A 16,473-nucleotide genomic window follows, 5' to 3' on the forward strand; every position below is an offset into this window, starting at 1 on the left:
GGTGAATATTGCCGCAATTGAGCGTCTGAGGGTGAATGTTGAGCTAATAACTCGGTAAATGCCGCCGTCACTCCCAATGGACAGCAGGTGATTTCCGCATCCGATGACAAGACCCTCAAAGTCTGGAATCTGGCGGCTGGGGAGGTCATTACCACTTTTACGGGGCAAAGTTACATCTCTTGCTGCGCCGTTGCACGCGATCGCGTGACAATTGTGGCAGGGTAGAAATCAGGTAGAGTGCATTTTTTGCGTCTTGATGAGATTAGCAAAGAAGTAATTTTATTTGCCAAAGATTTCGTTGACTCTAATATTTACGTCGGGGAAGGCTTGAATTGATAAAGTTTGACCGCTAGTGAACTTTTGCATTAGCTGATATCCTGCGGCTGTTGGTTGTTGATAAACTTCGACAATTTGCTCGTTAATATCTACTAACCAAACTTCAATTATGTTTGCTGCTGCATATAAAGGAATTTTCTCTTCCCTGTCATACATGACAGTCGAATCTGATACTTCAATTAGTAACAAAATATCTTGTGGTTCGGGGTGTGCAGTGGCGTAGAAATCATCACGGGGTTTAAGTAATGCTACATCTGGCTGAGGTTCTGAGTTATTGTTCAATGCAACTGGATTTTGAGCAGCAAGGATGATGCGTTTTCCCAACAGTAGAATCAACAGATTAAGTAGTCGATTTACGCAAGCAGCGTGTTTTGTCCTAATAGGCGACATTTCAATAATCTCTCCTCGTATCAGTTGCACCCGGTCATCCTCTGTGAGAATCCCCGACTCAACCATTTTGTGATACTGTTCAACTGTAAATTTTCGTCTTAGCAATTGTACAGACATCGCTACCTCCACTGTTGCCTCATCTTTTTATTATTCTCCAAAATAGAGAGTAGGAATAAATATTTTCGTGAACGGTGGTGAGATTTTTTCCTTTTGACTGTCTTCTACTTCTCTGCTAATTGAACATACTTAGACAAATAAGTAACTAAGTTATTATCAGCCACCTATGCCAGCAAAAAATTATCTTTTTCAAGAGTAGACGTAGCGTTTACTAAAAACGCTAAAAGAGCATAAAAATCCATCTGTAAAAGAAAAAGTTCTGATTTTATTATTTCTTCATCGCTATTAACAACTTTCTCCACTACCATAACCAGGGTTACTTCACCATCATTGACGCACCTGGTAGAGTCTCTATCATTCCAACTTTCGAGACTGGCTAGGTAGATAGCAAATAAAACCCTCTAAAAAATTTCCCTAACCCTCTCCGTTAATGGAGAGGGTTAAGGTTTTAAGAATGGAGCTAAGCGGATTCGAACCGCTGACCCCCTCAATGCCATTGAGGTGCGCTACCAACTGCGCTATAACCCCTTGAAATCCATTATATATAATCCCTTAATTATGAGTACTTTGTCAACCTTTTTATCGAAACTAAATTTTAAATATCTCCTCTAGCACTCAGCACTCTCTATGACACTCGCAATAAATAGGTCATACAGTGCCCCATCAAAAAATAAACTACCAGCATGGCAGCAGCAGCCAGAGCAACCAATGTACCAGCCAACATGAGAGAAAATTCTTTACTCTCATAGGCTCTTTCCATTAAGTGTAGCGACCACGCCACCAAGGCTACATCAAAAAGTAAAATAGGAATCAACATATTTCTTAATATTAGTTAATACTTGTAAAATAATATTAACACCCTTTTAAGGAAGTGTGTCTAACCTCAGATGGATGTCATTAACTGGTAAATAGGGGTTTAAGAGATCAAACGTACTGGGACGTTGCGATCGCGCAAATAATTTTTGATTTCTGCTACGCTTAGTTGTCCGTAATGTAACAGAGATGCGAGTAATGCGGCTTCAGCTTTGCCTTCAGTTAGGGCTGTGTAGATATGTTCACAATTACCTGCACCACCAGAAGCAATGACTGGAATTTCGACAGCAGCGGCAATTGCCCGTGTAATCTCGATGTCATACCCGGCTTGGGTTCCATCAGCATCCATACTTGTGACTAGCAGTTCTCCGGCCCCCCGTTTTTCAACTTCTTGTGCCCAAAGTAGGGCATCTAAGCCTGTATTTTCCCTGCCACCTCGCACATACACATCCCAACCTGGATTCTCCGGGTTATTTCTGCGTCTGGCATCAATTGCAACAACTATGCACTGATTACCAAAGCGATCGCTAGCCCGATTAATCAAGTCTGGATCACGTACCGCCGCAGAATTAATACTAACCTTATCTGCGCCGGCTCGTAACAAATCTTTAACATTTTCTAAGGATTGAATGCCACCACCCACAGTCAATGGAATGAAGACCTGTTCAGCAGTTCGGTAGACCACATCTAAAATAGTAGCTCGGTCTTCATGAGTAGCTGTAATATCCAGAAATACTAACTCATCAGCACCGGCTTCATTGTAAACCTTTGCCAGTTCTACCGGATCGCCTGCATCTTGGAGATTGACAAAGTTAACTCCTTTTACAACCCGTCCCGCCTTCACATCTAAGCACGGTAAGATTCTTTTAGATAACATAATAACTTTTGCACTTCTGGGTAATTGACCGGAATTTAAATTTTAAATTGGCGCGGGTATTCTCAAACGAAAATTTTCACCGGCATTATTCATGGGCATTGGGCATGGGGCATTGGGCATTGGGCATTGGGCATGGGTTATTCTCCTTGTCTCCCTCATCTCCCTCATCTCTCTCATCTCCCTCATCTCCCTCATCTCCCCCTGCCTCCCCCTGCCTCCCCCACTCCCCACTCCCCATTCCCCACTCCCTAGTCCCTTAAAAGATAGCTGAATTATGGCGATAATCTCCTCGAAAAAACAGCCTCCAGAACCCAACGGAGAACCAAAGCAGCGTCGAGAGTCGGCGAAAGCACCATCCACAGACAACATTTTGCAACCTGAAGCTGCTATTGATGAACAAGATAAGCAGGAAGAGGGTATTCGACCGCAACGATTTGCGGATTACATTGGGCAAAAGGATTTAAAGGATGTGCTAGATATTGCCATCAAAGCAGCCAAGTCTCGTGGTGAGGTGTTGGATCACTTGCTGCTGTATGGGCCGCCGGGATTAGGCAAAACCACAATGGCTATGATTTTAGCATCGGAAATGGGGGTAAATTACAAAATTACCAGTGCGCCAGCCCTAGAACGTCCACGAGACATTGTCGGGCTACTGGTGAACCTCAAGCCAGGTGATATTTTATTTGTGGATGAAATTCATCGCCTCTCGCGGATGACGGAGGAAATTCTCTATCCGGCTATGGAAGATTATCGCTTAGATATTACCATTGGTAAGGGTTCCAGCGCTCGGATTAGAAGTTTGCCGCTATCAAAGTTTACCCTAGTGGGAGCTACAACCCGTGTAGGTGCTTTAACTTCACCACTGCGCGATCGCTTTGGTTTGATTCAAAAACTCCGATTTTATGAAGTTGACGAACTGACTAAAATTGTACTGCGAACCGCTCAATTACTCAAAACCCCCGTTACAGAAGATGGTGCCACAGAAATTGCCCGTCGTTCACGCGGAACGCCACGTATTGCTAACAGATTACTCAAACGAGTACGTGATTACGCGGAAGTAAAATTATCTGGCGAGATTAATGAAAGCATTGCATCGGAGGCATTGCAACTATTCCAAGTAGATCCTTGCGGTTTGGATTGGACAGACCGCCAAATGTTGAGTGTAATAATTGAACAATTTAACGGCGGCCCAGTTGGTTTGGAAACAATGGCAGCAACGACGGGTGAAGATACCCAAACCATTGAAGAAGTGTACGAACCTTACCTGATGCAGATTGGGTATTTAACTCGGACTCATCGCGGAAGAATGGCGACTAAAGCAGCATACAAGCATTTGGGATTCACGCCGCCTAATGAACAGTTGTCATTATTGTAATTATGGGAAATTGGGCATTGGGCATTGGGCATTGGGCATTGGGCATGGGGCATGGGGCATAGGGCATGGGGCATTGGTTATTCTCCTTGTCCCCCTCATCTCCCCCTACTCCCCACTCCCTACTCCCCACTCCCATCTTCAGCATAGACAGGTAAACCTAGATGATTAAGTTGATTGGTATTTTTCTTAGTCTGTTACTTATATTTGGCTGGGGTACTCCAGTCATGGCACAATCTCAACCGCTCATTACTCAAGAACAATTAAAACAAGGTGATGAGTGGGCAAATCAAGCGTTTACAGCGACGAATCAAGGTGATTTTGCTACGGCTGAAACTTACTGGACAAAGATTATTGAGCAATTTCCTACTAATGCGGGGGCGTGGAGTAACCGAGGAAATTCACGGGTGAGTCAGAACAAATTGGCAGAGGCGTTGAAAGATTATAACAAAGCTATAGAACTAGCGCCGAATGTCACCGATCCATATTTGAATCGAGGTGCGGCGTTGGAAGGGTTAGGAAAATGGGACGATGCGATCGCAGATTATAATCATGTCTTAGAACTCGATCCTAATGATGCGATGGCATATAATAATCGCGGTAATGCCACAGCTGGTTTAGGGAAATGGTCAGATGCGATCGCAGATTACAAAAAATCTAATGAGATAGCCCCGAATTTTGCCTTCGCCCGTGCTAACTACGCCCTCGCTCTTTATGAAACTGGTCAAAAAGAGCAAGCAATCCGTGAAATGCGAAATATTGTCCGTAAATACCCCCAATTTGCTGATGTGCGTGCTGCCCTTACAGCAGCCTACTGGGTAAATGGAGAACAAGGGGAAGCTGAAAGTAACTGGGTAGCAGCTTATGGACTCGATAGCCGTTATAAGGACATCAACTGGGTAACAAATATCCGCCGTTGGCCGCCCAGCCTAGTTACAGCTTTAGATAAGTTCTTGAAAATCAAGTAAGTACATCTGCAAATTTTTCCTATAGCTGTAGGACAGGTGTTTCACCTGTCTGTTTCAACTCTCGGCAGCAAGCATCCACAATATAGGAAATAGCATTGTTTGCCAGTTCTTCTACAAGAACTTCTTGCCATTGCTCCTTGTAAAGATTATTAACAACACGTAGAGGAAGTTTGCTCGATCCCATTTCAAAGCGAAGATTATCCAATGTACCAATAATACGAGAATTCAGACGTGGGTGATGATACTGGATTAAATCGATAGCTTGTCTGAGAATTTCTTCATTAAGAGGACCGATAATCCGACTAATTGTCGCTATATTGAAAGAGTTAGCACTCTGATTTAAGATTTCCAACGCTTGTTCAATAGGAACAAGTTTTCTATTTCCTGTCATAAGTAACTCTGATTGCCTTTGCTATTGATCTAGTTCCACAGAGTACCATGTTCTAAGATGTATTAATTAAAATGTTGATTATTAAGTAAATAAAAATATTTTTCTTTAGACATCCAAGTTTTACCTTAGCTCAGGCTTGAATAGGTAACTTCTGAAGTCAGCAATGGATAAGGCTCCTACAAGTAATAAAATGCTATTAACTTAGCTTTCGCCCAGGGCTATTTCATTTTCATCTAGCCCGCCTCAGAATAAATTCTGAGTCTAATAACGAAAGTCGTCTAAAGACGACTGAGAAAAGGCTAAAGTCTGTTAAAACGAATTTTAGCTATAAGAGAGGAACTTTAGTTCTGGGCGGTTTATGTATAGAACGAAATAGCCCTCGCTTTCGCCCAAAGAGCGAAAGCGCCAAATGATCGTAATTTTGGCAACTATTTCCTGGGAACGGCTAGGCATTTTATTTTTTAGATTTCCCTAATTGCAGTCAACCCATTAGCTGATCAAAAATTTCATCACTCAAGTTTTACTATTTTAACTGTAATAGTTCCTGTATTTTAACTGGACTTAACTGCTCGACATTACGCAAAACTACTGCTGCTCCTGCTGCTATTAGTGTCTCACTGTATGCATCACCACGCGCTGCTGTTTCCTGGACATGCGGCGGTAAAACCCCTACACTAATCCAAGTGCGAGAAGAATCCAGACCCCGCGCTTTCTCGACGGTATACATATCTGCTACCGTATCTCCTACGTATACGATCGCTAATCTTTGCTCAATTCCATTTTCTAACTCACGAACTGTAGCGAAAAGTCCAGTGGGGTCAGGTTTTCCTGGCGCATCCTCCATCGCAATCAACACCGGAGATTCCAAACCCAAGCGTTTTTCTAATACATAGTTAGCGGAAGCACGAGTTGCACCGCTAAAAAATCCCCAAGCAATCCCCGCTTGGGTAAGTTGCTCTAAATAGCTAGGTTGTAATAATAAAGGTTCATTACAGATATACCCAGTAAAATTTTTTGGGTCTGAGCCTCGGTAACGAGATTGAAAAAAAGCAACGATCGCATCATAATCTAGTTGCAGTTGTGCGCGGCTCTGTCCTTGGGTTTCAAAGTAGCGATAAATTAATTCTTGGGATGCTTCCCAATCGTTATTCCATACACCTTCAGACTTAAGTTGGTCAATATCTAGTGGGGTTGGCCGATATGTTTGGGTAGTAAAATATTCTACGGTATCTGCGATCGCACGGCGATAGGAACCGCTAACATCGCGCACAACGCCATCAATATCGAAAACAACAATCGCTTTTGCAGAAGTTTCTTGAGTCATGGGGTAGAGAGCAAAAGAGTTTTACCTGATCATAAGGGGTACAATCATCACTCAGGTAAAAAATCAGAGTCGAGGACTTGCTCTAGTGTAAAAGGAGATTGTTCAGGGAAGGTAGCGATGTCTAATCCAGTTTCAATTACAGCCAGTCGCCTAGCCGTTTGATAGCTTTCGTGAAAAACCTGATCAAAGTGAGGCTTCAAGCTTGGACTTTCCTTGAGTGCTTTTTGGACTCGCCTACGGTGTTCTAAAATTGTATATTGCCAACTTTTTGAGCGCCTTTCAGTTTGAATTTGGTATTTGAGCAGATGCATCAGCAACACTTCCAGATTGCTCTCCAATGCCCGCTTTTCACTTCTGCCCATCGTTTCAATTTCTTCAATCAAATTCTCTAAGTCCAGTTCTGTGAGCCGACCTTGTTTGAGCAGTTCTGCCGTGGTTTGAATCCACAGGTAAAAGTCTTGCTCATACAAATCTGAACTAGATGTTGTTTGAGATTGGGGCAGTTGAGCAGTCACGTCGCTTCGCTCCGAATTCAAAATTAACAGCAAAATCTTTTAGCGAAGGTGAGATTATGACTCAGGTAAGAAATCAGGGTTGAGGGCTTGCTCTGGCGTGAAAGGGGACTGTTCTGGGAAGATAGCCAGATGCAATTCAGTTTCATCAGCAGCCAAGAGTCTAGCATCGTTATAACACTGGCCGAAAACCTCACAAAAATAAGGTTTGAGGCTAGGACTTTCTTCTAGAGCCTGTCTGAGGCGTTTACGATGCTCCCGAATTGTGGCTCGCCAGCTACCAGAGCGCTTCTCGGCTTGATATTTATACTTTAATAGGTGCATTAGCACCACTTCCAAATTGCTTCTGAGCGCTTTCTTTTCACTCCTGCCCATCGTTTCAATTTCATCAATCAAATTCTCTAAGTCCAGTTCTGTGAGCCGACCTTGTTTGAGCAGTTCTGCCGTGGTTTGAATCCACAGGTAAAAATCTTGCTCATACAAAGAAGAACCAGATGTTGTTTGAGATTGGGGCAGTTGGGCAGTCATAAGCATCTGTAGTTAGCGCCGACTACACCTTATCCTAGCCCAATCCAATTACTGTTTGGTCATTTGATAAGGTATTGCGTTAAAATAAGCGATCGCTATCCTAGTTAAGTAATGCCCGGAAATTCCCGGAGGTGTGATTGACCAAGTTTATTTTGAAAATTTTGTGGTTAGACGAAAACGTTGCTCTAGCAGTCGATCAAATTGTCGGCAAAGGCACCAGTCCTTTGACTAAGTACTTTTTCTGGCCTAGAAATGATGCCTGGGAAGAGTTAAAAAAGGAACTAGAATCCAAACATTGGATTACTGACCTAGATCGTGTCGAGTTGCTTAACAAAGCGACAGAAGTGATTAACTACTGGCAAGAGGAAGGCAGAAACCGTCCAATGGCAGAAGCTCAGTTGAAATTTCCAGAAGTTGCCTTCACAGGTAGCGCCTGATATTATCAAAATTAGCGATTGTGCTATTCTACAAGCTGCCACAGTTTGATAGTCTTGTCTCGGCTGCCACTTGCAATTAATTGTGTAACTTTGCTCATAGCTACAGCAGATACTGAGTCTACATGACCAGAGAGAGTAACAATCTCTTCTGCTGTGCTTACCCTCCAAAGTTTAACTGTTTTGTCGCAACTTGCACTTAGGAGCGTTTCGCCATCGGCACTAAAAGCCACAGCCACCACAGACCAGGAATGGCCTACTAGTGTGCAAATTAGCTGACCAGTGTTTACCTCCCACAATTTAATGGTGTTATCATCACTACCCGTCGCCAAAATTTGACCATCGGGACTAAAAGCGACTGTCAAAACCGCCCATGCATGACCCGAAAGGGTGCTTAACAAGCTATAGCATGGGCGGTTTTGAAGTTCTCTCTGGGAACTTTCTAATGCAGATATCTGCCACAAGCGAATTGTTCGGTCATAACTAGCGCTGGCTAAAAGCTGTCCTTGGGGACTAAATGCTACTGAATTTACCTGTAATTGGTGTCCAGTCATCGAGCAAATTTCTCTGCCAGTATTTATATCCCAGAGTTTGATAGTCTTATCCCAGCTACCACTAGCGAGAATTTGCCCATCTGGACTGAAAGCAACTGATTTTACAGCGTGTGAGTGTCCCAATAAAGTGCAGATTTCCTCTAATGTCTCAACCTGCCACAATTTGATCGTTTTATCATCGCTAGCAGTTGCCAGAATTTGACCATCAGGACTGAAGGTAACTGATTTTACAGCTTGGGAATGTCCTGATAAGCTAGCTAGGACTTTTTGGGTATTTAAATCCCACAATTTAATAATTTTGTCATCACTACCACTGGCTAAAGTGTAGCCGTCAGGACTGATAGCAAGGGCATTCACACTACTCAATGTCCCAGAATGCCCAGTTAGGGTATGCAAGCATCGCCAAGGAGGATTTTGAATTGAATTTTGGATTTTGGATTTTGGGTCGCACCTTTGGTGCGCTTTCAGCGCAACTTGGATTTTGGATTCCATGCCCATTGCTTGCATAACTTCATCGGCTGATTGAAAGCGACGGTTAATAGCATTTTGCAGCAGCTTATCGAGAATTTGCGCCAAGCGATCGCTTATCCTACTAGTAAGATAATCTCGCCAAACCCAACAATCGTTAGCAATATCAAATAAATCAAAGGGAGGAATCTGAGTAAGTAGGTAAATACAAGTTACACCCAAGCTATATAAGTCACTAGCAAAAACCGCTTTTCCCCTCGCTTGTTCTGGTGCAGCGTATTCTGGACTGCCGATACTGGTTTCAGATGTTAGCCGATCAATTTCTGTAACGATTTTCGCAGTGGTAAAATCGACTATGACTAAATTCCCCGTGTTGGTAATTGGGGATCTACGGATGATATTTTGGGGTTTAATATCGCGGTGGATGATGTTGCGATCGCTAATTAACTGCAAGACTGGCAACACATCTTCTAAAAGTTGCCAAATCTGAGTTTCATTAAAAGTGCCTTCCTCTTCAATCACCTGAGCTAAATTAGTGCCTGCAATAAACTCCTGCACTAAATAAAAATGCCCCTTCTGCTGGAAATAAGCCAACAAAGCCGGAATTTGGGGATGCTTTCCTAATTCTTCTAGCTGTTGCGCCTTTTGCTTAAAAGTAATAGAAGTTTCGGATTCTGGCGAGAATTCTTGAACGACGCAAGGAATTGGAGGAAACTGACCCTCATCTACAGCGAGGAAGGTTTTAGAGAATCCCCCTTGATCAATCTGCTTGAGTAAACGATAACGTTCTTCTAAAAGCAAAATTTTTTGCCTACAGCGCATCCACAATCAAATATAGCTGTTTTTAGTTACTCAGAACTTCAGTTTCATATCCGGTTGAAAACTGATCATTACGACTGACGCGGCGACGCGGAGAGATTTTAATAAATTTGGCAGATGGACGACAGAAAGATTATCAACATATTTAAACAAAGAAAGAAAGAAAGAAAGAAAGAAAGAAAGAAAGAAAGAAAGAAAGAAAGAAAAAAACAGGACTAATAAGTAGTTATCAAGTGAGGATAATCTTAAAAATCAAAAAGTATGCACAGACATTGTATATCTAAGAGCTATAGCTTATATTAAATCGCTAGGGGGAATCTCCTATTTAGACCTTTGATAGATATTGTATCTTTATAAAAGAGTATGCAACTATCAATAGTCATAAACATACTTTAAACTCCTGATTGTGTAAAAAAATATCAAATCTGAATGCAACTTTTTAACTAATGTTATTATGTAATAACCTCATGAGATATTGTCATTAAGATCAATTATGAAATTAGCCACACAACCCACGGTAAAAACTCTAGGGGACTACGCCTACCAAGCGATTGAAAAACACTTTAAGAAAACCTTGAAGTGGGAAAAATCAGTGAAGAAAGATGAAGATCCAGAAGCGTTGCACCAAATGCGAGTGGGAATGCGACGCTTACGCACGGCTGTAACTCGGTTTGGGCAAGCGGTGGATGTGTCGAAACCAGTCAGCGATAAAAACATCGGTAAAATAGCCCGTCGTCTTGGTAATCTGCGAGATTTAGACGTACTCAAAGAAAGTTTGGAAAACGATTATAAACCAAAGTTACCCCGCAAAGAGCAGGAATCTTTGCAAACAGCTTTCACAGCTTTGGCTAAACAGCGTGAAGATGTACTATCGAGTGTACAGAAAACGTTAAAGCATAAATCTTACAAGTCTCTAAAACATTCATTGGATAAATGGTTAGATAAACCCAGTTATGAACCTTCGGCATCTTTAAGCATTCAGCAGGTGTTACCAGACTTACTTTTACCAGAAGTGAGTAACTTGTTATTGCATCCGGGTTGGCTAGTTGGCACCCAATTTGTGGATTCAGAAGTGAAAACCCAGAAAAATTGGAAACCAGAAAAGATAGAGAAACAATTGACAATAGAAGGTGAAATTCTTCATAGTTTGCGAAAAGAAGCTAAACGTGTACGCTACCAGATGGAATTATTTAGTGATTTATATGGTGAGTCTTACGCAGCTTATCTTGCAGAAGTGAAAAGTATCCAAGAAATTTTAGGTACGATGCAAGATAGTGCGGTCTTGAGTGACTGGCTTGCAGATGTCTTCAAGTCAGAAATTCAGACTGAGTTGCCCACCCTTGCTACTTTGTTAACTAAAAATCGTTACCAGTCGTGGCAGCAGTGGCAACCCTTGCAAGAACGGTATCTGAAAGCTGAAACCAGGCATAGTTTTCATTTAACAATACTGCACCCGCTTTCAGGAGTAATAAGTTAAAGCAGGACTTATATAGCGTTTACTAATCATATGAGGTACATCATAGCCCCCTCCTCGCTTGCTTTTAGAGAGTTGGGGTTTTTGTACCTCACAAAGGCTGAGAACCGCTATATCATGTCCGCTTGATTACTTATTAAACCCGAAGAACCCCACCCCGCCTGCGGGGAGGGGATTAAGGGGAGCATCTGGCGTGTGGGGTGCAATGACTATGGAATCATAACTAAGGAATAAGAATTAAATAACATACAATTTATGCCCTGGCTTACCTCACCCTCAATCCCTCTCCTTGTAAAGGAGAGGGAGGCTAGAGACAAGATGAAGTTTTGCATTTTCATTTTATTTAATCCACGTTCCTAATTACTCGGACATGATATAAAACCTCGTTTCCAGCCAGAGGCTGGAAATGCACATCGTTGCGGCTCTGCCGCAAGTCTTGAGGCGGCAGCCCTCTCGGAATGCATTCCCAGCCGGAGACTGGGAACGAGACAATCTCTAAAAGCTGGTTTTAGACTGGCTTTTACCTGAAGTTGACACCAATGAGCAATGTTCCCTACCAACGTCTTTGTATCATTATTAAAGTGAAACGGTATTAGTGATCGCATAATGCAGCATTTTAATCTGATGCAATGCCAATGCATCCCCCTACAATGCCAATGCATCCCGATGCAATGTTAATGCGTCCCCTTGCAATGCCAATGCATCCCAATGCAATGTTAATGCGTTCCCCTGCAATGTCAATGCATCCCCCTGCAATGCCAATGCATCCCGATACAATGTTAATGCGTTCCTCTACATTAAAAACGCTACACTTTTACGCAAAACTGTACTAAGTGACCATGCCAGCCGATAATTTGGAGATTAATGAAACAACTGCGGCACAATTTGCTCAATTAGTGCTGGATTGTATCGGGCGGGAGTATCCCAACAGTAATCTGTATTGGGCTGATAGCGACGAGGATATAAAACCACCGCGTGAATTGACTCCTGCTTTTTATGGCTGCTTAGATTGGCATTCAGCCGTACATGGCCACTGGTTGCTGGTACGTCTGGTGCGTCACTTTCCTGAAGCCTCTTTCAATGCAGCGTCAAAGCAAGCACTTGATCAAAGCCTAACACCTGAGAAGATTCAAGGAGAGATTGCCCATTTTCAACGGCTACCCTTTTATGAATTTCCTTATGGGGTGGCATGGCTTCTGCAACTGGCTGCGGAACTTCACGAGTGGAATCATCCTCAAGCGAAAGAATGGCGGATTGTATTGGAACCGTTGGAAAAGTTGATTGCAGCTAACTTACACCGTTGGATTGATGCATTAAAACTTCCAAATCGCACAGGGATGCATAGCCAAACAGCTTTTGCACTTGGTTTGATGCTGGATTGGGCACGGATTACCGAAAATGCTGACTTCACTCAGGTAGTGGAGAACAAAGCACGACAATTCTATTTTAGCGATCGCAACTATTCCTTACAATTCGAGCCGCTTGGCTACGATTTTCTCTCTCCTGGCCTTGCTGAAGCAGACCTGATGCGGCGAGTCCTTTCAACAACAGCTTTCACTGACTGGCTGACCAATTTTCTTCCCCAAATACCGATTGAGAATTCAGCAAATTGGTTAGAACCTGCCAGAGTAGATAATCCTAAAGATTATATGCAATCTCACTTCTGGGGTCTTAATCTCAGTCGCGCTTGGATGCTTGAGGGCATCATCTCTAGATTAGCAAATAGCGATCGCCGCATAGAAACACTTCGCTCTGCTGCCATTCGCCATCGTCAGCATGGACTAGCAAATGTTGTAATTGAACATTATGCAGCTAGTCACTGGCTAGGAACTTTTGCTGTTTACCTCTTAACAAATCGTGGGTTGCAAGGGCAAATTATTTAAACAGTCTGGGCGAACTATAGCAATCCTATTTGATTTGTGAAAATTGCAAGCCATAGATCCCCGACCTGGTAAAAGTTGTTGGGGATCTTGTTTCTCAGGAATGATTCAGGATTGTTATAACAATGTATCAAAACTGTTTACAGCTATTTTCAGGTAAATAGACCACGCGGTAGGGGCACAGCAATGCTGTGCCCCTACGACAGATGTGGTTCAAATACATGGAAACTGCTGTAACTCGGGGTTTTCCCAATGCCCAATGCCCAATGCCTAATGCCCAATGCCCCAATTCTTAAAACATGCCAAGTAAATATGTATTAGCTGACTGAGACTGTCAGGATCAAAGAGTAAAGAGTAAAAGGCAATCTATTTTGACTTTTAACTTTCTCCTTTTGTTCAACTTTCCACAACGGGAGGTTTAATCTTGACTAAATTAAAAGTTGGTATTAATGGCTTCGGTCGAATCGGGCGACTTGTGCTTCGCGCTGGCATCGATAACCCCAACATTGAGTTTGTCGGCATTAACGACCTAGTACCACCAGATAACCTCGCTTATCTATTAAAGTACGATTCAACCCACGGTAAATTAAAGCTCAAGGTTGAAGCCAAGGAAGATGGCATCCTCGTTGACGGGCGCTTCATTCCTTGTGTATCTGTGAGGAATCCAGCAGAGTTACCTTGGGGACAATTAGGTACAGATTATGTCGTGGAATCTACGGGACTCTTCACTGGCTATGAAGGGGCGGCAAACCACCTGAAAGCAGGTGCAAAGCGAGTGATAATTTCCGCTCCCACCAAAGACCCAGATACAGTTCCTACCCTACTAATGGGTGTAAATCATCACTTATTTGACCCCAGCAAAGATATAATTGTCTCCAATGCTAGCTGCACTACAAACTGTCTAGCTCCGATCGCTAAGGTGATCAATGACAATTTTGGATTGAGCGAAGGGTTGATGACCACAGTTCATGCCATGACTGCCACTCAGCCAACTGTAGACGGTCCCAGCAAGAAAGACTGGCGGGGTGGTCGAGGTGCAACTCAGAATATTATTCCCTCCTCTACAGGCGCAGCTAAAGCCGTAGCACTGGTTTTACCAGAATTGAAGGGTAGGTTAACTGGTATGGCATTACGAGTTCCGACTCCCGATGTCTCTGTAGTTGATTTAACTTTCAAAACTGCCAAAGCTACTAGTTATAAGGAAATCTGTGCTGCCATGAAGGAAGCAGCCGCAGGTTCACTAGCGGGTATTCTGGGCTACACAGATGAAGAAGTAGTTTCCACAGATTTTCAAGGCGATACCCATTCCAGTATCTTCGACGCCGGTGCTGGGATTGAGTTGAATTCCAACTTTTTTAAGGTAATTGCCTGGTATGACAACGAGTGGGGCTACTCGAATCGCGTGATTGACTTGATGTTGTCTATGTCACAGAAGGAAAAACTCGCACCGACAGCAGCTGTGGTTTGATTGGTCATTGGTCATTAGTCATTAGTCATTGGTCATTAGCTTTTGACTTTTGACTAAGGACTTTTGGGATTTGGGATGGTAAATACCCTGAGAAAAAGACTAAGTGAAGTAACTTTTTTAGCAAACCACTGATATGAAGCACATGTGGATTTGGATGCTTTGCGCGATGTCTACGACGGGCTACGCCTACGCACAAAGCATCCAAATTTGCAGGTTATTCCTCAACCCCCAATCCCTATGCGTCGAACCAAAATCATTTGTACTGTTGGGCCGGCTTCATCTGCACCTGAAAAGCTACAAGCCTTAGTAGAAGCTGGAATGAATGTGGCGCGGCTGAATTTCTCCCACGGAGCCTATGAATTCCACGCCCAAACAGCTCAGTATCTCAGGCAGATTAGTACTGAGCAGCAAAAGCCGATCGCAATTATGCAAGACCTGTGTGGCCCGAAGATTCGCTTGGGAGTTTTACCACCAGAAGGGTTAAATCTGGAAGCTGGTAGTGAAGTTACCTTTGTTTTGCAACAAAAGGGTGAGAGTATTGACGAACTGCCTCTACCATTGCCAACTTTATTTGCGATGGTGCGACCAGGCGAACCGATTTTGATTAATGATGGTCGCGTCAAGTTAATTGTTACCGATCGCGATGCCGATCGCATTCGCGCACAAGTGAAAATTGGCGGGCTAATTTCCACACACAAAGGAGTAAACCTGCCACAAACTCCTTTACCTGTCAGTTCGATCACCGAAAAAGACTTACTGGATCTGCGCTTTGGGATTCAGTTGGGTGTAGACTGGGTAGCGGTATCCTTCGTGCGATCGCCACAAGACTTAGAACCCGCCCAAAGGATGATTGAAGCAGCTGGCGCTTCCATCCGTTTAATTGCCAAAATCGAAAGAGCAGAGGCAATAGAGAATTTTGATTCCATTCTGAAGATTGCCGACGCGATTATGATTGCCCGTGGCGATTTAGGGGTGGAAGTGCCAATTCACGAAGTACCCCTAATTCAAAAAGATATTATTCGCCGTTGCAATCGTGCTGGCAAGCCGGTGATTACAGCCACCCAAATGCTAGAGTCGATGATTAGCGCTCCCGACCCCACCCGCGCCGAAGCAACCGATGTTGCTAACTCGATTTTGGATGGAACAGACGCGGTAATGCTTTCTGGTGAAACAGCTGTCGGACAATATCCCATCGCCGCCGTCGAGATGATGCACAATATCGCCGTGCGGACAGAACAAGCTTTAGATGAGGGTAGCAAACATTCCTGGTGTCATGAGGCAGGCAGTCTCAGCGTCACCGAATCCGTAGCAGAATCGGTGTGTCGCATCGCCTATGAAACAGGCTCACGGGCAATTCTTTGTAACACTTCTTCAGGGAGTACCGCGAGAATGGTGTCTAAATATCGGCCAACTTCTCCGATTATTGCCCTCACCCCTGACGTGACTGTTTATCGCCAACTAGCGCTTTCTTGGGGTGTGGAAGCTTTGCTGATTCCACCAGTCCACAATGCCGAAGAGATGTTTACCAATGTGGTGAACACAGTTGTAGACATGGGTTTAGCGAATAAGGGCGATAAGGTGGTAATTACCTCTGGTGTTCCAATTGGTAAATCGGGAACAACTAGTCTAATCAAAGTGCATTCCATTGGACAGCCAATTTCGGCATAACCCACTTAGAATAGGGCTGTGGCTGTGGATAGTAAGCAAACTTGGGCAATGATTCCGAAAAATTGCCAGAATCAGAATTG

18 protein-coding genes and 1 tRNA gene are annotated in these 16,473 nt (G+C 43.4%); 8 read left to right on the forward strand and 11 right to left on the reverse strand.

What is annotated here, in order from left to right; all coding sequences use genetic code 11:
- The first annotated feature begins 87 nt into the window (after window positions 1-87).
- Window positions 88-225, forward strand: coding sequence for a hypothetical protein (locus tag V7L05_RS22620; RefSeq protein WP_335167270.1), 138 nt, complete (start codon window positions 88-90; stop codon window positions 223-225).
- A 54-nt stretch (window positions 226-279) separates the two neighbouring features.
- Here the strand turns inward: V7L05_RS22620 and V7L05_RS22625 are convergent, their stop codons facing one another.
- From V7L05_RS22625 to V7L05_RS22645, 5 genes are all read right to left on the reverse strand, one after another.
- Window positions 280-843: a Uma2 family endonuclease gene (locus tag V7L05_RS22625; RefSeq protein WP_335167272.1), complete on the reverse strand. Its 564-nt coding sequence runs from the start codon at window positions 841-843 to the stop codon at window positions 280-282.
- Window positions 844-1,298: 455 nt separating this feature from the next.
- Window positions 1,299-1,371, reverse strand: a tRNA-Ala gene (locus V7L05_RS22630).
- A 97-nt stretch (window positions 1,372-1,468) separates the two neighbouring features.
- The gene (locus V7L05_RS22635) at window positions 1,469-1,660 is read right to left on the reverse strand and encodes a hypothetical protein (RefSeq protein ID WP_292790028.1); all 192 of its coding nucleotides are present in this window, start codon (window positions 1,658-1,660) and stop codon (window positions 1,469-1,471) included.
- 99 nt (window positions 1,661-1,759) lie between these two features.
- Window positions 1,760-2,533, reverse strand: coding sequence for an imidazole glycerol phosphate synthase subunit HisF (gene hisF / locus V7L05_RS22640; protein ID WP_335167273.1), 774 nt, complete (start codon window positions 2,531-2,533; stop codon window positions 1,760-1,762).
- Between the two features lie 85 nt (window positions 2,534-2,618).
- Complete coding sequence (locus tag V7L05_RS22645) at window positions 2,619-2,771, reverse strand: hypothetical protein (RefSeq protein WP_335167276.1); 153 nt, start codon at window positions 2,769-2,771, stop codon at window positions 2,619-2,621.
- Between the two features lie 36 nt (window positions 2,772-2,807).
- Between V7L05_RS22645 and ruvB the strand changes: the two genes are divergently transcribed.
- A complete protein-coding gene (gene ruvB / locus V7L05_RS22650; RefSeq protein ID WP_335167277.1) occupies window positions 2,808-3,908 on the forward strand; it encodes a Holliday junction branch migration DNA helicase RuvB in 1,101 nt (366 codons plus the stop codon).
- Here ruvB and V7L05_RS22655 read toward each other — a convergent pair.
- Window positions 3,883-4,038, reverse strand: a complete 156-nt coding sequence (locus V7L05_RS22655; protein ID WP_335167280.1) for a hypothetical protein — start codon at window positions 4,036-4,038, stop codon at window positions 3,883-3,885. The genes ruvB and V7L05_RS22655 overlap by 26 nt on opposite strands.
- 31 nt (window positions 4,039-4,069) lie before the next feature.
- On the opposite strand from V7L05_RS22655, the gene V7L05_RS22660 reads away from it, so the two are divergent.
- Window positions 4,070-4,873 carry a tetratricopeptide repeat protein gene (locus tag V7L05_RS22660; RefSeq protein WP_335167281.1) on the forward strand — a complete coding sequence of 268 codons (804 nt, stop codon included), beginning with the start codon at window positions 4,070-4,072 and terminating at the stop codon, window positions 4,871-4,873.
- Window positions 4,874-4,892: 19 nt separating this feature from the next.
- On the opposite strand, the gene V7L05_RS22665 is transcribed toward V7L05_RS22660, so the two are convergent.
- The 4 genes from V7L05_RS22665 to V7L05_RS22680 all read right to left on the reverse strand — a co-directional run bounded on the left by V7L05_RS22665 (window position 4,893) and on the right by V7L05_RS22680 (window position 7,628).
- The gene (locus tag V7L05_RS22665) at window positions 4,893-5,264 is read right to left on the reverse strand and encodes a hypothetical protein (RefSeq protein ID WP_335167282.1); all 372 of its coding nucleotides are present in this window, start codon (window positions 5,262-5,264) and stop codon (window positions 4,893-4,895) included.
- Window positions 5,265-5,787: 523 nt separating this feature from the next.
- Entirely contained in the window at window positions 5,788-6,588 is an 801-nt protein-coding gene (locus V7L05_RS22670) for a TIGR01548 family HAD-type hydrolase (protein ID WP_335167284.1), read from the reverse strand.
- Window positions 6,589-6,635: 47 nt separating this feature from the next.
- Window positions 6,636-7,103 (reverse strand): DUF29 domain-containing protein, encoded by a 468-nt coding sequence (locus V7L05_RS22675; protein ID WP_335167286.1) that lies wholly within the window; start codon window positions 7,101-7,103, stop codon window positions 6,636-6,638.
- 54 nt (window positions 7,104-7,157) lie between these two features.
- Window positions 7,158-7,628 (reverse strand): DUF29 domain-containing protein, encoded by a 471-nt coding sequence (locus V7L05_RS22680; protein WP_335167287.1) that lies wholly within the window; start codon window positions 7,626-7,628, stop codon window positions 7,158-7,160.
- 137 nt (window positions 7,629-7,765) lie between these two features.
- Here V7L05_RS22680 and V7L05_RS22685 point away from each other — a divergent pair, with 137 nt between their 5' ends.
- Window positions 7,766-8,065 (forward strand): 30S ribosomal protein PSRP-3, encoded by a 300-nt coding sequence (locus tag V7L05_RS22685; protein WP_012410744.1) that lies wholly within the window; start codon window positions 7,766-7,768, stop codon window positions 8,063-8,065.
- 23 nt (window positions 8,066-8,088) lie between these two features.
- Here V7L05_RS22685 and V7L05_RS22690 read toward each other — a convergent pair whose 3' ends face one another.
- Window positions 8,089-9,906: a serine/threonine-protein kinase gene (locus V7L05_RS22690; protein ID WP_335167289.1), complete on the reverse strand. Its 1,818-nt coding sequence runs from the start codon at window positions 9,904-9,906 to the stop codon at window positions 8,089-8,091.
- Window positions 9,907-10,396: 490 nt separating this feature from the next.
- On the opposite strand from V7L05_RS22690, the gene V7L05_RS22695 reads away from it, so the two are divergent.
- From V7L05_RS22695 to pyk, 4 genes are all read left to right on the forward strand, one after another.
- Complete coding sequence (locus V7L05_RS22695; protein ID WP_335167292.1) at window positions 10,397-11,380, forward strand: CHAD domain-containing protein; 984 nt, start codon at window positions 10,397-10,399, stop codon at window positions 11,378-11,380.
- An 836-nt stretch (window positions 11,381-12,216) separates the two neighbouring features.
- A complete protein-coding gene (locus tag V7L05_RS22700) occupies window positions 12,217-13,260 on the forward strand; it encodes a DUF2891 domain-containing protein (protein ID WP_335167294.1) in 1,044 nt (347 codons plus the stop codon).
- A gap of 421 nt (window positions 13,261-13,681) precedes the next feature.
- A complete protein-coding gene (gap, locus tag V7L05_RS22705) occupies window positions 13,682-14,725 on the forward strand; it encodes a type I glyceraldehyde-3-phosphate dehydrogenase (RefSeq protein WP_335167295.1) in 1,044 nt (347 codons plus the stop codon).
- 237 nt (window positions 14,726-14,962) lie between these two features.
- Window positions 14,963-16,393, forward strand: coding sequence for a pyruvate kinase (gene pyk, locus V7L05_RS22710; protein WP_335167416.1), 1,431 nt, complete (start codon window positions 14,963-14,965; stop codon window positions 16,391-16,393).
- The last annotated feature ends 80 nt before the right edge of the window (window positions 16,394-16,473 follow it).

Source organism: Nostoc sp., from assembly GCF_036917755.1.
Classification (GTDB): domain Bacteria; phylum Cyanobacteriota; class Cyanobacteriia; order Cyanobacteriales; family Nostocaceae; genus Nostoc.

What these genes read in the sequence shown, in the direction of transcription:
- V7L05_RS22645 (WP_335167276.1), bottom strand. Translation starts at nt 2,771, where the DNA reads ATGGGGAGTGGGGAGTGGGGGAGGCAGGGGGAGGCAGGGGGAGATGAG.
- V7L05_RS22660 (WP_335167281.1), top strand. Translation starts at nt 4,070, where the DNA reads ATGATTAAGTTGATTGGTATTTTTCTTAGTCTGTTACTTATATTTGGC.
- V7L05_RS22695 (WP_335167292.1), top strand. Translation starts at nt 10,397, where the DNA reads ATGAAATTAGCCACACAACCCACGGTAAAAACTCTAGGGGACTACGCC.
- V7L05_RS22635 (WP_292790028.1), bottom strand. Translation starts at nt 1,660, where the DNA reads ATGTTGATTCCTATTTTACTTTTTGATGTAGCCTTGGTGGCGTGGTCG.
- V7L05_RS22665 (WP_335167282.1), bottom strand. Translation starts at nt 5,264, where the DNA reads ATGACAGGAAATAGAAAACTTGTTCCTATTGAACAAGCGTTGGAAATC.
- V7L05_RS22680 (WP_335167287.1), bottom strand. Translation starts at nt 7,628, where the DNA reads ATGACTGCCCAACTGCCCCAATCTCAAACAACATCTGGTTCTTCTTTG.
- ruvB (WP_335167277.1), top strand. Translation starts at nt 2,808, where the DNA reads ATGGCGATAATCTCCTCGAAAAAACAGCCTCCAGAACCCAACGGAGAA.
- V7L05_RS22690 (WP_335167289.1), bottom strand. Translation starts at nt 9,906, where the DNA reads ATGCGCTGTAGGCAAAAAATTTTGCTTTTAGAAGAACGTTATCGTTTA.
- V7L05_RS22700 (WP_335167294.1), top strand. Translation starts at nt 12,217, where the DNA reads ATGCCAGCCGATAATTTGGAGATTAATGAAACAACTGCGGCACAATTT.
- pyk (WP_335167416.1), top strand. Translation starts at nt 14,963, where the DNA reads ATGCGTCGAACCAAAATCATTTGTACTGTTGGGCCGGCTTCATCTGCA.
- hisF (WP_335167273.1), bottom strand. Translation starts at nt 2,533, where the DNA reads ATGTTATCTAAAAGAATCTTACCGTGCTTAGATGTGAAGGCGGGACGG.
- V7L05_RS22670 (WP_335167284.1), bottom strand. Translation starts at nt 6,588, where the DNA reads ATGACTCAAGAAACTTCTGCAAAAGCGATTGTTGTTTTCGATATTGAT.
- V7L05_RS22625 (WP_335167272.1), bottom strand. Translation starts at nt 843, where the DNA reads ATGTCTGTACAATTGCTAAGACGAAAATTTACAGTTGAACAGTATCAC.